At 60.2% G+C, this 14591-nt stretch carries 14 protein-coding genes; 6 read left to right on the top strand and 8 right to left on the bottom strand.

Annotation, left to right across the window (positions count from 1 at the left end; genetic code table 11):
• Positions 1-39: 39 nt before the first annotated feature.
• The 7 genes from garD to H4V98_RS09010 form a co-directional block, all read right to left on the bottom strand.
• Positions 40-1638, bottom strand: a complete 1599-nt coding sequence (gene garD, locus H4V98_RS09040) for a galactarate dehydratase (RefSeq protein ID WP_280757457.1) — start codon at positions 1636-1638, stop codon at positions 40-42.
• A 16-nt stretch (positions 1639-1654) separates the two neighbouring features.
• Positions 1655-2566 carry a 5-dehydro-4-deoxyglucarate dehydratase gene (gene kdgD / locus H4V98_RS09035; RefSeq protein ID WP_196862807.1) on the bottom strand — a complete coding sequence of 304 codons (912 nt, stop codon included), beginning with the start codon at positions 2564-2566 and terminating at the stop codon, positions 1655-1657.
• Positions 2567-2748: 182 nt separating this feature from the next.
• On the bottom strand, positions 2749-4032 hold the full coding sequence (locus H4V98_RS09030; protein ID WP_196862808.1) for a TRAP transporter large permease: 1284 nt from the start codon (positions 4030-4032) through the stop codon (positions 2749-2751).
• The gene (locus H4V98_RS09025; RefSeq protein ID WP_196862809.1) at positions 4032-4559 is read right to left on the bottom strand and encodes a TRAP transporter small permease; all 528 of its coding nucleotides are present in this window, start codon (positions 4557-4559) and stop codon (positions 4032-4034) included. Before H4V98_RS09025 ends, H4V98_RS09030 begins: the two co-directional genes overlap by 1 nt.
• A gap of 69 nt (positions 4560-4628) precedes the next feature.
• Complete coding sequence (locus H4V98_RS09020) at positions 4629-5618, bottom strand: TRAP transporter substrate-binding protein (protein WP_196862810.1); 990 nt, start codon at positions 5616-5618, stop codon at positions 4629-4631.
• Positions 5619-5640: 22 nt separating this feature from the next.
• Positions 5641-6561: an SMP-30/gluconolactonase/LRE family protein gene (locus tag H4V98_RS09015; RefSeq protein WP_196862811.1), complete on the bottom strand. Its 921-nt coding sequence runs from the start codon at positions 6559-6561 to the stop codon at positions 5641-5643.
• 7 nt (positions 6562-6568) lie between these two features.
• Positions 6569-7378: an NAD(P)-dependent oxidoreductase gene (locus tag H4V98_RS09010; protein ID WP_196862812.1), complete on the bottom strand. Its 810-nt coding sequence runs from the start codon at positions 7376-7378 to the stop codon at positions 6569-6571.
• A 137-nt stretch (positions 7379-7515) separates the two neighbouring features.
• On the opposite strand from H4V98_RS09010, the gene H4V98_RS09005 reads away from it, so the two are divergent.
• The 3 genes from H4V98_RS09005 (at position 7516) to H4V98_RS08995 (ending at position 10079) form a co-directional block, all read left to right on the top strand.
• Complete coding sequence (locus H4V98_RS09005; protein ID WP_196862813.1) at positions 7516-8343, top strand: FadR/GntR family transcriptional regulator; 828 nt, start codon at positions 7516-7518, stop codon at positions 8341-8343.
• 107 nt (positions 8344-8450) lie between these two features.
• Positions 8451-9524, top strand: a complete 1074-nt coding sequence (locus H4V98_RS09000; RefSeq protein ID WP_196862814.1) for a Gfo/Idh/MocA family oxidoreductase — start codon at positions 8451-8453, stop codon at positions 9522-9524.
• Positions 9525-9749: 225 nt separating this feature from the next.
• Positions 9750-10079, top strand: coding sequence for a winged helix-turn-helix transcriptional regulator (locus H4V98_RS08995; RefSeq protein ID WP_196862815.1), 330 nt, complete (start codon positions 9750-9752; stop codon positions 10077-10079).
• Here H4V98_RS08995 and H4V98_RS08990 read toward each other — a convergent pair.
• Positions 10066-10230 carry a hypothetical protein gene (locus H4V98_RS08990; protein WP_196862816.1) on the bottom strand — a complete coding sequence of 55 codons (165 nt, stop codon included), beginning with the start codon at positions 10228-10230 and terminating at the stop codon, positions 10066-10068. The two genes, H4V98_RS08995 and H4V98_RS08990, sit on opposite strands and share 14 nt — an antisense overlap.
• Before the next feature lie 180 nt (positions 10231-10410).
• Between H4V98_RS08990 and grpE the strand changes: the two genes are divergently transcribed.
• The 3 genes from grpE (at position 10411) to dnaJ (ending at position 14389) form a co-directional block, all read left to right on the top strand.
• Positions 10411-10983, top strand: a complete 573-nt coding sequence (grpE, locus tag H4V98_RS08985; RefSeq protein ID WP_280757456.1) for a nucleotide exchange factor GrpE — start codon at positions 10411-10413, stop codon at positions 10981-10983.
• A gap of 144 nt (positions 10984-11127) precedes the next feature.
• Positions 11128-13062 (top strand): molecular chaperone DnaK, encoded by a 1935-nt coding sequence (gene dnaK / locus H4V98_RS08980; RefSeq protein WP_196862818.1) that lies wholly within the window; start codon positions 11128-11130, stop codon positions 13060-13062.
• 184 nt (positions 13063-13246) lie between these two features.
• On the top strand, positions 13247-14389 hold the full coding sequence (gene dnaJ / locus H4V98_RS08975) for a molecular chaperone DnaJ (RefSeq protein ID WP_196862819.1): 1143 nt from the start codon (positions 13247-13249) through the stop codon (positions 14387-14389).
• Positions 14390-14591 lie beyond the last annotated feature (202 nt).

Raw genomic sequence — 14591 nt, 5'->3', positions numbered from 1 at the left:
TCGTAATCCTTGAAGTTTGTTGTTGGGTTGTTGTTCTGGTCACGTCACGGGCGCCGGGTTGAACAGCACCAGCGCGTTGTGCAGCTTCCAGTGTTCGGCCCAGGTTTTCTTGCGGCCGCTGGCCACGTCGAGCATGAACTGGAACAGTTCGCGGCCCACGTCCTCGATCGTTGCGTCGCCGTCGGCAATGCGGCCGGCATTGATGTCCATCAGGTCATGCCAGCGCCGCGCCAGGTCGGTGCGCGTCGCCACCTTGATCACCGGCACTTCGGCCAGGCCATAGGGTGTGCCGCGTCCGGTGGTGAACACATGCAGGTTGATGCCGGCGGCCAGTTGCAGCGTGCCGCAGATGAAGTCGCTGGCCGGGGTGGCGGCATACACCAGTCCCTTCAGGCCTTTTTGCTGGACTTTCTCGCCCGGCGACAGCACGCCGCTGATCGGCGCACTGCCCGACTTGACAATCGAGCCCATGGCTTTTTCAACAATGTTGGACAGGCCGCCTTTCTTGTTGCCCGGCGTGGTGTTGGCGCTGCGGTCGACCTGGCCTTTTTCGAGGTAGGCGTCGTACCAGGCCATTTCGCGGATCATCGCCTGTGCCACTTCCGGCGTGCTGGCGCGCGACGTGAGCTGGTCGATGCCGTCGCGCACCTCGGTGGTTTCGGAAAACATCACGGTGGCGCCGGCGCGCACCAGCAGGTCGGTGCAATAGCCGACCGCCGGATTGGCGGTGACGCCCGAGAACGCATCGCTGCCGCCGCACTGCACGCCGACCACCAGCTCGCTGGCCGGCACGGTTTCGCGCCGGCGCGCATCGAGCCGCTCCAGGTGCAGCTCGGCAGCGCCCATGATGGAGTCGATCATCGACATGAAGCCGACATGGTGTTCCGACTGCAGGCAGACCACATCGAGCGGTGCCTCCGCCGTCATGCCGACATCGGCGACGTTGCGCTCATCAACAATCTGAATCGTGCCGGGCGGCAGCAGACGCTCGGGCTGCAGCTTTTCACAGCCCAGGCTGACGACCATGACCTCGCCGCCAAAGTTCGGGTTGAGCGTGATGTTGCGCAGCGTGCGGATCGGGATGATGGCGTCGGGTGCGTCAATCGCCACGCCGCAACCGTAGCTGTGCTCCAGCCCGACCACGTCATCGACGTTCGGGAAGCGTGGCAGCAGTTCGTCCTTGATGCGCTTGACGGCGAACTCGACCACGCCGGCCACGCACTGCACCGTGGTGGTGATGGCCAGGATGTTGCGGCTGCCGACCGAGCCGTCGGCATTGCGGTAGCCCTCAAAGGTATAGCCCTCCAGCGGCGCCATAGGCTCGGGTTTCACCGTGGCGATGGGCAGGTTGTCCAGCCCGCGCGCGGCCGGCATGTCGAGCAGCCGCTCGTGCACCCAGCTGCCGGCCGGGATGTCTTTGACGGCATAGCCAATAGGCACGTTGTAGCGCCGCACGATGCCACCCTGCGGCACGTCGTTCAGCGCGACCTTGTGGCCTTGCGGGACCTTGTCGCGCAGGCTCAAGCCGCTGTCAAAAACGGTGCCTGCAGGCAGGCCGCCGTCATTCACGACGATGGCCACGTTGTCGGCCTCGTGCATGAGGATGTAGCGGGGCTGGGCGCTTGGCAGGAGGGTCATGAAAAGCTCCGGTTGATTACTGCGGGCCGAGCGTCTTGATCAGCGCGGCCAGCGCTTCCATCTCGGCGGGCTTAAGGTCAATCAGGGGCGGACGCACCGGGCCGGCACTGTGGCCGACGAGGGTCGCGCCGGCCTTGACGATGCTGACGGCGTAGCCTGGATTCTTGTTGCGAATCGCCAGATAGGGCATGAAGAAGTCCTTGAGCAGGCGGTGCTGGGTCGCCATGTCGTCACTCGCCACGGCATGGTAGAAATCCATGGCGGTTTTCGGGATGAAGTTGAACACCGCCGATGAATACACCGGCGTGCCCAGCGCCTTGTAGGCGGCGGCATAGACCTCCGCCGTGGGCAAGCCGCCCAGGTACGAGAAGCGATCGCCCAGCTTCAGGAAGATGGATGACATGGTTTCAATGTTGCCCACGCCGTCCTTGAAGCCGATCAGGTTCGGGCAGCGGTCGGCCAGGATGGCCAGCGAATCGGCAGTCAACTTGCAAACGTTGCGGTTGTAGACGATGACGCCGAACTTCACGCTCTTGCAGACGGCTTCGACATGGGCAATCAGCCCTTCCTGGCAGGCTTCCATCAGGTAGTGCGGCAGCAGCAGGATACCGTGGGCGCCCAGGCGCTCGGCTTCCCTAGCGCAGGCAATGGCAAAACGGGTCGAGCCGCCGACGCCGGCAATGATGGGCACCTTGCCGGCGCAGGTGTCAACCGCCGTCTTGATGATGGACGGGTACTCGTCGCCGGTGAGCGAGAAGAATTCGCCCGTGCCGCCGGCGGCAAACAGCGCGCTGGCGCCATAAGGTGCCAGCCATTCCAGACGCCCGGCATAGCCCTTGGGATTGAAGTCGCCCTGCGCGTCAAAGTCGGTGACGGGGAAAGACAAGAGACCGGAACTGACGATGGTTTTGAGGTCTTGCGGGTTCATGGATGGTTGTTCAGGAAAATTTTGTGTGGGATCGAGGAAAAACAAAAAAAGCAGCGGCCAGCACGCCATGAATTTCATGCCATGGCAAGAACCCTTCTCCAACAGGCCGCTAGCGACGGTTCGCAAGAGAGGGGTGAAACTAAAGAGTTTTAGCCGGCAAACACCTTTAAGAAAGTGCCCGCTTATTTCAAGAGCAGGTTCGGCAGCCACAAAGACAATGCCGGGATATAGGTCACTGCCAGCAGCACCAGCAGCAGCGCGCCAAAGAAGGGGTACAGCGCCTTGACCACTTTTTCAATCGGCAGCTTGGCCACGGCAGCGCCGACAAACAGCACGCCGCCCACCGGAGGCGTGATCAGGCCCATGCCCAGGTTGACCATCATGATCATGCCGAAATGCACCGGATCAACACCCATGGCGGTCACGACGGGCAGCAAAATGGGCGTCATGATCAGGATCAGCGGCGCCATGTCCATCAGCGTGCCCAGCACCAGCAGCAGCACGTTGATCATCATCAAAACCACATACTTGTTGTCCGACACACTGGTGAACAGCTCGGTGATCTGCTGCGGAATCTGCATCAGCGTCATGACGTAGCCGAAGCTGGCGGCAAAGCCGATCAGGATCATCACGATGGACAGCGTCTTGACCGTGCGGTGCACCAGCTTGGGCAACTCGTTCCATTTGTAGTCGCGGTAGATGAACATGGTGACAAAGAAGGCCCATATCACGGCAATCGCGGCCGACTCGGTGGCCGTGAAGATGCCTGACAAGATGCCGCCCAGGATGATCACCATGGTCATCAGGCCCCAGAGTGCATCGACGCAGATCTTGAGGGCCTGGCGCATGGGAATGCGCTCGCCCTTGGGGAAATTGCGTTTTTTGGCAATGAACAGGCACATGATGGCCAGCGTCAGGCCCAGCAGCAGCCCCGGCAAGATGCCCGCCAGGAACAGCGCGGCAATCGACACGCCGCCGCCCGCCGCCAGCGAATAGATCACGGCATTGTGGCTGGGCGGAATCAGGATGGCCTGCACCGAGCCGCTGACCGTCACGGCCGTGGCGAAGTCACGCGGATAGCCCTTCTTTTCCATCTCGGGAATCAGCACCGATCCAATCGAGGCGGTGTCGGCCATGGACGAACCTGAAATCGCGCCAAAAAAGGTTGACGCCAGGATATTGACCAGCGACAGTCCGCCCTGGATGAAGCCAACCAGCACGCTGGCAAAGGCCACCAGCCGGCGCGACATGCCGCCCTCTGCCATGATGGCGCCAGCCAGCACGAAGAAGGGAATGGCCAGCAGAGAAAACTTGTTCACGCCGCTGGAAATGGCAATCATGATGGCATCGAGCGGAATGTCGATCCACCAGGCGCCCACCAGCGCGGCCAGGCCCAGGGCATACGCCACCGGCATGCCGATGATCATCAGGCTCAAAAATGAGCCCAGCAGTACAAAAGCATCCATCAGGTCGCTCCCACTTCAATTTTTTCATGGTCAAAGGTGACCACTGCACGCTGGCCCTGGTAGCCGATAAATATGTGCTCCAGAATGAACGCCAGCGTCAGCAGGCCACCCACCGGCACCGGCAGGTAGGTTGCGCCCACGGGCATCCACGGCAGGTCGCCGATGGTCTGGCCCCAGGTTCCCAGGACCAGCTTGAAGCCATAGAACACCATGAACAGGGCCACGGCCAGCATCAAAAGATCTACCGCACGGGCGCACAGCCAGCGCAGACTGGCAGGCAGGCGGTCGGTGATCATGGCCACGGCAATATGGGCGCCGGCACGGTAGGTGGCGGCTGCGCCAAAAAAGGTGAACACCACCATCAGCAGGATGGAAACGGGTTCGGGCCATTGGGAGCCGGTGCCCAGCACATAGCGGGCAAAGATGCCCCAGGGAATGATCAGCGACATCACGAAAACCGCCGCACCGGAAATCCAGATGCAGGCCAGGTAGAGGATGTCGTTAAAACGAAGAAGGTTGTTTTTCATGAGGGTATCCGGTCGGACATGACCGGGGCAAAGCCATTGCTGGCAGCCGCCCCGGTCAGGCCGCAGTTCTTAGTTGGACTTGGTGGCGTCGATGCGCTTCATCAGGTCAGCGAACTTGGCGCCGTACTTGGCACGGACCGGCGCCGTGGCATCAAAGAACAGCTTCTGGTCCACCGGCACGAACTCGACGCCAGCGGCCTTGAGCTTGGTGGTGTAGTCGGCGACGCTCTTGTCCCACAGCACGCGTTGCTCCATCTGGGCTTCGCGGGCGACTTTCTTCATCAGCACCTTGTCGTCGGCCGACAGCTTGTCCCAGGTCACCTTGGACATCACCAGCAATTCCGGAATGATCAGGTGGTTGGTCTGGGCGTAGTACTTCATGCCCGTGGTGTAGTGGTTCGATGTGAAAAAGCTGGGGGGATTGTTTTCAGCACCGTCAATCACGCCGGTCTGCAGGGCGCTGAACACCTCGCCGTAGGCCATCGAAATACCGTTACCGCCCATGGCGTTCATGGTGTCGACAAACAAGGGGTTGCCCATCATGCGGACCTTGATGCCCTTCATGTCAGCGGGCGTCTTGACCAGTGTCTTGGTGTACAGGCTGCGGGCACCACCATCCATCCAGCCCAGGGCCACCAGGCGGGCCGGGCTGTTGGTGACTTTTTCCAGCAGTTCGTCGCCGATCGGGCCGTCAATCACGGCGCGCATGTGGGCAATGTCGCGGAACACGAAGGGCATGTTGAACACATCGACGTCAGGTGCGACGGGACCGACCACGCCCAGCGAGATACGGGCAATCTGCAAGGCGCCAATCTGGACCTGCTCGACGGCTTCCTTTTCCTGGCCCAGCACGGCGCCGGGGAACATTTGAATCTTGATGCGACCGTTGGTGGCGGCATCGAGCTTTTTGCCCATGTTTTCAACAGCGACCACGGTCGGGTAACCGGCCGGGTGGGTATCCACCGCCTTGAGCACCATCTTTTGCGCCATTGCGCCGAAGGAGGTGGAAAGGACCACGGCGGCGACAGCGGCAGCAATAAAGTTTCTACGGAAAGTCATGGTTGTCTCCTTGAAGGACCAGTTAAAAGTTATGAACAGGAACAGGTGAAAAAACAGGCTCAGGCAGCCCGCGCACGCCGGGGCGCAGCGCAAACACACCGCCGGCCAGCGGCTGGTCAGATAAATCGATGCCTTCGGGACGGATCGATGTCACGAACAGGGTGTCCAGGCCGGCGCCGCCAAAAGCGCACATGGCCGGCTTCTTGACCGGAACGGCCAGCGAGCGGTCAAGCTTGCCTTCCGGCGTGAAGCGGTGGATCAGGCCGGCGTCGTTGCCGCAGATCCAGTAGCAGCCGTCGGCATCGACCGCCGCGCCGTCAGGGCGACCGGGCAGCGGATTCATGTCGATGAACAGCCGGCGGTTCGAAGGTGTGCCCGTCTCGATGTCGTAGTCATAAGCCCAGACCAACTGCACCGAGGGATGCGAATCCGACAGGTACATCGTGCAGCCATCCGGGCTGAAAGCCATGCCATTGGGCGTGATGAAGCCCTCCAGCAGCGGCGTCAAACCACTACTCTTTTGATAGCTGTAGATGCAACCTGTGCTTGCGCCAACGGCCATATTCATCAACATCGTTCCGGCCAGAAAGCGGCCTTGCCGGTCGCAGCGGCCGTCGTTGAATCGCATGCCGGGCATGGCATGGCTGACAGGGGCCAGGCTTTCAAAGCCGAGCTGTCCGTCGTCCTGAAAATGCAGCGAGAAAATTCCGCTTTCGGCGCCGGCAATCCAGCCATTCGATCCGCCCATGCGCGCAACGCAAGCCAGCATCTCGGGCGCCAGCCAGCTGCGGCTCTCACCAGTGGCGGGCGTCCAGCGGCACAGGGAGCGCGCCGGAATATCCACCCAGTACAGCGCCTGCTCCGCGCCGTGCCAGACCGGGCTTTCACCCGTTCCGTTGCGCGCGTCGAGCACCAGCTCGGCCTTGATGTTGTCGTCAACCATGATTTGATCACTCGCCGAACGGGCCGGCCACCACGAAGCCGCCGCCCTGGTACCGGGCCACCGGATCGTTCAGGTCCGGATTCGTGGTGCGCGCATAGACGGCGTCGCGGAACACGTCCGAGCTGTCCTGCGGCACAAAACCAATGTGGCGGGCGCGGCTGTTGTCCCACCAGGTCACGGCGTTGTCGGACATGCCGAAGATGATGCTGTGGCCCAGGATCGGCGTAGTCAGGCAGGCGGTGATCAGGCGGTGCAGGTCGTCAAAGCTCAGCCAGGTGGCCAGCATGCGGCGGTCCCTGGGCTCCGGGAATGACGAGCCAATGCGCACGCAGGCCGTTTCGATGCCGAAGCGGTCAAAGTAAAAACGCGACAGGTCTTCACCAAAAGCCTTGCTCAAGCCATAGAAGCCGTCAGGCCGGGCCGGATGGTCGGCTGTGATGGTTTCGTCCTGGCGGTAAAAGCCGGTCACATGGTTGGAACTGGCGAAGATGATCCGCTTGACGCCATGCTTGCGGGCCGCTTCATAAAGGTTGTAGACGCCCACGATGTTGGCCTGCAGGATCGGTGCGAACGGGCCTTCGACCGACACGCCGCCCAGGTGAACAATGGCATTCACGCCAGCCACCATGGCATCGACTGTCGCTGCGTCTGCCAAGTCCCCCAAGGCGATTTCCTCGCCTGGGGCGGCCTCGCCAAAAGCCTGAATATCGGACAGGCGCAGAACCGAACAATTGGCTTTGAGCCGTTCTCGCAAGGCTTTTCCCAAACCGCCGGCCGCGCCGGTCAGCAACAGTTTGTCATGCACTTTTATCGTCATTTATCGAGGCCGTTTCTTTGTAAAACACTGGACAATTCCATCAGATTTGATAGAGTCAAACGCATCGGTCATCAGTCGTACGTTGTCTGATGACTCAAATTGTCTAATTGTCTTTTTAACTTGTCAATGGTTTTTAAATGAGCTCATGGAAAACACCTAGTCCAGCCAAAACCGTCGATTACGGCAATGCGCACCCGGCCCGCGACGAACTGCCGCGTGCGCGCCGGCCGCGCGGACTGGTGGGCGAAATTGTCAGTAGCCTGGCGGCCAGCATTCGCGCGGGACAGCTGAAGCCGGGCGAAAAACTTCCGACCGAAGCCGAAATCATGGCGCAGTTCGATGTCAGCCGCACGGTGGTCCGGGAGTCCCTGTCCAAGCTCCAGGCTTCCGGGCTGGTCAAGACGCGGCATGGCATTGGCACCTTTGTGCTGTCTCCCGAAGAATCGGGAAATTTCAAGATTGCAGCGGACGACTTCGCGACCATCACCGATGTCATTTCGGTACTGGAGCTGCGCATCAGCCTGGAAACCGAAGCGGCTGGTCTGGCCGCGCAAAGAAGAACGCCCGACAACCTGACGGCACTGGAAACCGCGCTGCATGCGTTTCGGGACTCGATCAACCGGGACTCGGACGCCGTGCCTCCCGACTTCCAGTTCCACATGGAAATTGCGCGCTCGACCGGAAACCGGCACTTTGCCGACCTGATGACCTACCTGGGCACCATGATCATTCCACGCACCCGGGTGAACACGGCGCACAACGCCCCCGAGGGGCGGATGAAGTACCTGCAGCGCGTCAACACCGAACACGAAAGCATTTACAACGCCATCCGTGACCAGGACCCGGAAGCCGCCCGCACCGCCATGCGGACCCATTTGTCAAACAGCCGTGAACGCTTGCGCAAGGGAAACAACGCCCACACCCTGCAGCCTTCGGATCAGCCTGACAAAGGCGCTTTGAAGTAAGCGGTGTGAAATCAGTCCATTGGTATAAATCGGTTGAAGTTGCGGGCCAACATGCAGGTTTACGTTCGCAGGCAACACAAACCTTTCAGGAAGACCCTCAAGTGCACATGCAAGATCAACCGGTCGCTTACGCCCCTCCCCCGAATCGTCTGCGCCTGGCCGTCATTGGCGCCGGGCTGGGTTCGGCGCCTCACTTTCGCAGCCTGGAGGACCTGGCCGGGGAAGCCGAACTGGCTTGGGTGTACGGGCGAAGCGCCGAGCGGCTTGCCGGCGTCCAGGTGCCGGCGCACACACGCAAGACCACCCGGCTTGAAGACATCCTTGAAGATGCCAGTGTGAAGGCCGTACTGGTACTGACACCGCCGAACACGCACCTGGACATCGTCCAGCGGGCGGCGCAGGCCGGCAAGCACGTGCTGGTCGAAAAACCGCTGGAGATCGACCTTGAGCGGGCCACCCGGCTGGTGCAGGTTTGCGAAACCGCAGGCGTCACGCTCGCAGTGATGCTGCAGCACCGCCTGCGTGAAGCCGCCGTGGGCCTGAAGGCCTTGCTCGACGCGGGCGAACTCGGCCGGCTGATCAGCGCGAGCGCGTCGGTGCGCTGGTGGCGTGCGCAAAGTTATTACAACGAACCGGGGCGAGGCACACTGGCGCGGGACGGCGGCGGCGTGCTGATCACCCAGGCCATCCACACGCTGGACCTGCTGCTCAGCCTGACCGGTTTGCCCGAGCGCGTGACCGGCCTGACGGCGACCTCTCCAGTGCACCGCATGGAAAGCGAGGACACGGCAGCGGCGCTGCTGCATTACGCGGGCGGCGTCATCGGCGTGGTGCAAGCCACCACGGCAGCCTACCCAGGGTTTCCGGAGCGCATTGAATTCAATGCCACGCTGGGCACCGCAACGCTGGAATCGGGCGAGCTGCAGGTTTTGTTTGCCAGCGGCAAGCGCTTGGCGCTGGGCGCGCGCCAAGGCTCGGGCGGTGGCGCCGACCCCATGGCATTCGACCATGCGGCTCACCGAACGGTGCTGCAGGATTTCATCCGTGCAGTGCAGTCCGGACGAACGCCGGCAGTCAGCGGACGCTCAGCGCTGGGTGTGCAACAGGTGATTGAAAGCATCATGGAATCGTCAAGGGCCGGCTGCACGATCAGCCTGCCGACCGCGCACCAGCCAGCATGAATGCAGCGCTGAAGTAATCACGACCTCTGAATCGAGCGACTCCGGAAATGCACAGACAGACCATGACAGCACGCATATTTTTGCCAGTTTTGTCTCGGAATGCACACAGCACGGGCATTACCAGCTATAGAACTCGTAGCAAAATGAATTTTGCGTTATATTTACCGACAGGCCTTTGCAAGGCTTGATTTCCATTCCCTGTGACCGACCTGAGGAGATAAACCAATGAGTGTCAAAGAAAACGCTGCCGTAAGCCAGTTGCTTGAACTGCTGGAGTCGCGCTACGCACTGCGTGTGCTGTGGGCACTCAAAGACGGCCATCCGCAAACCTTTCGCCTGCTTCAGGACAGTATTGGCAACATCACGCCCAATACCCTGAACACCCGCATCAAGGAGCTGCGCGCAGCAAGCCTGCTCAGTCATGGTGAAAAAGGCTACACCGTGACGTCACTCGGGGCTGACCTGCTCAAACGCTTGAACGACCTGCAGGCTTTCGCCGGAAAATGGGTGGTCAGCCAGGCCAAGGTCAACGCAGACAAAGTCACCCCGGAATAAGCAACTCGCCACTGCCGCAAAGAAAAAAAACAGGCAAGAGGCCTGTTTTTTTGTATCCGGCTGCGGCTGCTTTGCGAATGGATGGCACATTGGCAAACACGTTCACTGGCTTGGCCGAAGCCTGGAAACCCGGCATCGAATCTTCAAACAAGGTTGGTGCCGGACCTTGACGCCTCTACAATCTTTACGCACCGAGCCGGACTTGCCGGCGCTGCCCTCACGCTTGTAGTTCAGGCGACATTTCATTACCAATCCCCAAATCCCTGTCTTGAAAAGGGGCTTGTGGTCCCAAGTTAGTTAACTTACCAGCTTTGGAAACTTCACTACCAACATGTCCGAGAACAAACAAACCGAACAAAATGACGGCCTGACAGGCGCGCCCAGCGCTGAAGAACTCGAAGCCGCTCAGGCCGCCAACGAGTTTGAAGCCATGAACGCCCTCACCGACGTCCAGGCCCAACTGGCCGTATTTCAGGCCAAGAACACCGATTTGTCGGACAACTACTTGCGCGCCAAGGCGGAGTCTGAAAACGCCCGGCGCCGTGCCGACGACGAGATTTCCAAGGCACGCAAGTTCGCCCTTGAAAGTTTTTCCGAGAGCTTGTTGCCGGTGCTCGACAGCTTTGAAGCAGCCCTGGCGTTGAAAGAAGCCACGCTGGAGCAGCTCCGCGAAGGCTCCGAAGCCACCTTGAAGCAGCTCAAAAGCGCACTGGAGCGCAACAAGGTCTTGGAGATCAATCCCGCAGCCGGCGCCAGGTTCGACCCGCACCAGCACCAGGCCATCAGCATGGTGCCTGCGCCGCAGCAGGAAGCCAACACCGTAGTCACCGTATTGCAAAAGGGCTACCTGATCGCCGAGCGTGTACTGCGCCCTGCGCTGGTCACCGTGGCGGCGCCGCAGTAAGTACAAATAAACGGCCAAAACATGTTGACTGCTCTTGAACTTGCAAAACTTATCCGCAATTCTTCAGCAGCCTGATGAACCCGGCAGCCAACAGTGACTGAGCCGGCATCAAAAACCTAACGAAATAATAAACTGGAGTAAATCATGGGAAGAATCATCGGCATCGATTTGGGCACGACCAACAGCTGCGTCTCAATCATGGAAGGCAACACGCCCCGCGTCATTGAAAACTCGGAAGGCGCCCGCACCACGCCGTCGATCGTCGCCTACCAGGAAGACGGCGAAGTGCTGGTGGGCGCCTCGGCCAAGCGCCAGGCCGTGACCAACCCACGCAACACGCTGTATGCCGTCAAGCGCCTGATTGGCCGCAAGTTCGCAGAAAAAGAAGTCCAGAAGGACATCGGCCTGATGCCTTACGCCATCGTGCCCGCCGACAACGGCGATGCCTGGATTGAAGTGCGCGGCAAAAAACTGTCTGCCCAGCAGGTCAGCGCCGACATCCTGCGCAAAATGAAGAAGACGGCCGAAGACTACCTCGGCGAACCCGTCACTGACGCGGTCATCACCGTGCCGGCCTACTTCAATGACGCCCAGCGCCAGGCCACCAAGGACGCCGGCCGTATTGCCGGCCTGGATGTCAAGCGCATCATCAACGAGCCGACCGCTGCCGCCCTGGCCTTTGGCCTGGACAAGCAGGAAAAGGGCGACCGCAAGATTGCCGTGTATGACCTGGGTGGCGGCACGTTTGACATCTCGATCATCGAGATTGCCGACGTTGACGGCGAAAAGCAGTTTGAAGTGTTGTCCACCAACGGCGACACCTTCCTGGGCGGCGAAGACTTCGACCAGCGCATCATTGACTACATCATCGACGAGTTCAAGAAGGACTCCGGCGTCAACCTCAAGAACGATGTGCTGGCCCTTCAGCGACTGAAGGAAGCGGCTGAAAAGGCCAAGATCGAACTGTCGAACAGCGCGCAGACGGACATCAACCTGCCTTACATCACCGCCGATGCATCGGGTCCAAAACACCTGAACATCAAGATGACCCGTGCCAAGCTGGAAAGCCTGGTCGACGAACTGATCGAGCGCACGATTGCCCCGTGCCGCGTGGCCGTCAAGGATGCCGGCATCAGCGTGGGCGACATCCACGACGTGATTCTGGTCGGCGGCATGAGCCGCATGCCCAAGGTGCAGGAGAAGGTCAAGGAATTCTTCGGCAAGGAGCCGCGCAAGGACGTCAACCCCGATGAAGCCGTCGCCGTAGGCGCCGCGATTCAGGGCCAGGTGCTGTCCGGCGACCGCTCCGACGTGCTGCTGCTTGACGTGACGCCTTTGTCCCTGGGTATTGAAACCATGGGCGGCGTGATGACCAAGATGATCAAGAAGAACACGACCATCCCGACCAAGTTCGCCCAGACCTTCTCGACCGCTGAAGACAACCAGCCGGCAGTGACGATCAAGGTGTTCCAGGGCGAGCGCGAGATTGCCTCGGGCAACAAGGGCCTCGGCGAGTTCAACCTCGAAGGCATTCCGCCAGCATCGCGCGGCACGCCGCAAATTGAAGTGTCGTTCGACATTGACGCCAACGGCATTCTGCACGTCGGCGCCAAGGACAAGGGCACCGGCAAGGAAAACAAGATCACCATCAAGGCCAACTCGGGTCTGTCGGAATCTGAAATCCAGCAGATGGTGAAAGACGCTGAACTGAACGCCGAAGACGACAAGAAAAAGGTCGAATTCGTGCAGGCCAAGAACAGCGCCGAAGCCATGGTCCACAGCGTTAAAAAATCCCTGGCCGAATACGGCGACAAGCTTGACGCAGGCGAAAAGGAAAAGATCGAGTCCGCCATCAAGGACATGGATGAAGCCCTCAAGTCTGACGACAAAGACGCGATTGAAGGCAAAAACGCTGCACTCATGGAAGCCAGCCAGAAACTGGGCGAAAAAATGTATGCCGACATGCAGTCCTCACAAGGCGCTGACGGCAATCCAGCCGGTGCCGAGCAGGCCCAGCCCAAGCCCGCCGCCGATGACAATGTCGTGGACGCCGAAGTCAAGGAAGTCAAGAAGGGCTAAGACAAGCCGGCCGGAAACGGCCTGCTGACTGCATGAAAATGCATGGTTATTGCAAGAGCGGAAACCAGGAGCAATCCGGGATTTCCGCTTTTGTCATTTGCCGCTGCATGCATCGTCAGCGTCTTGCCTGCCCCACCTGCCTTGGCCAACTGCTGAATTTTTAACAATGATTGCCTGACCAGACATGGCCAAAAAAGACTATTACGACACGCTTGGCGTTCCCAAGAACGCCAGCGACGATGACATCAAGAAAGCGTACCGCAAGCTCGCGATGAAACACCACCCTGACCGCAATCAGGGTGACAGCAAGGTCTCGGAAGAAAAGTTCAAGGAGGCCAAGGAAGCCTACGAAATGCTTTCCGATGCGCAAAAACGCGCCGCCTATGACCAGTACGGTCATGCCGGCGTCGACCCCAACATGCGTGGCGGCGGTGGCCCGGGCGCTGAAGGTTTTGGCGGCTTTGCCGAGGCATTTGGTGACATTTTTGGCGATGTGTTCAGTGGCCAGCAGCGTGGCGGCCAGGGCGGCGGGCGGCAGATTTACCGTGGCGGCGACCTGAGCTATGCAATGGAAGTCACGCTTGAAGAAGCGGCCACCGGCAAGGATGCACAAATCCGAATCCCGAGCTGGGACGATTGCAGCATCTGCCACGGCAGCGGCGCCAAGCCCGGCACCAAGGTGGCCACCTGCACGACCTGCCACGGCCATGGCGTGGTGCAGATGCGCCAGGGATTTTTCAGCGTGCAGCAGACGTGTCCGCAGTGCAAGGGCAGCGGCAAGCTGATTCCTTCGCCCTGCATGGCCTGCCACGGCGTGGGCAAGACCAAGTCCAACAAGACGCTGGAAGTGAAGATTCCGGCTGGTATCGACGACGGCATGCGCATCCGCTCGACCGGCAACGGCGAACCGGGCACCAACGGCGGCCCGCCTGGCGACCTGTACATCGAGATCCGGCTCAAGAAGCACGACATCTTCGAGCGCGATGGCGACGACCTGCACTGCTCGATGCCGATCAGCTTCACCACGGCGGCGCTGGGCGGCGAAATCGAGGTGCCAACGCTGGCGGGCAAGGCGGCCATCGACATTCCCGATGGCACGCAGGCCGGCAAGCAGTTCCGGCTGCGTGGCAAGGGCATCAAGGGTGTGCGTTCAAGCTATCCGGGTGACCTGTATTGCCACATCTCGGTGGAAACGCCGGTGAAGCTGACCGAACACCAGCGCAAACTGCTCAAGGAGCTCGACGAGTCGATCAAGAAAGGCGGCGCCAAGCACTCACCCAGCGAGGAAGGCTGGACCGACAAGCTGAAGAACTTCTTCGGCGCCTGACAAGCTGCCTTTGATGTTTCGAAATGCCGGATTGAATCCGGCATTTTTCATGGCCTATCCGCACCAAGCCTGGATTAAGAACGAAACATGCCATTTGCGCAATATGGGCGGGCGTAACGTGCTTCTTTTTTCATAGCATTATGCAATTCAGGCCGAGGCACAGCCAAAAAAATCAGCTCAGGGAGACTTTTGCCGGTTTTGC

It is taken from the genome of Polaromonas sp. CG_23.6, assembly GCF_029892315.1.
GTDB lineage: Bacteria > Pseudomonadota > Gammaproteobacteria > Burkholderiales > Burkholderiaceae_C > Polaromonas.
Note: the sequence above shows the minus strand (reverse complement) of the source record. Positions and strands in the feature narration are given on the sequence as shown.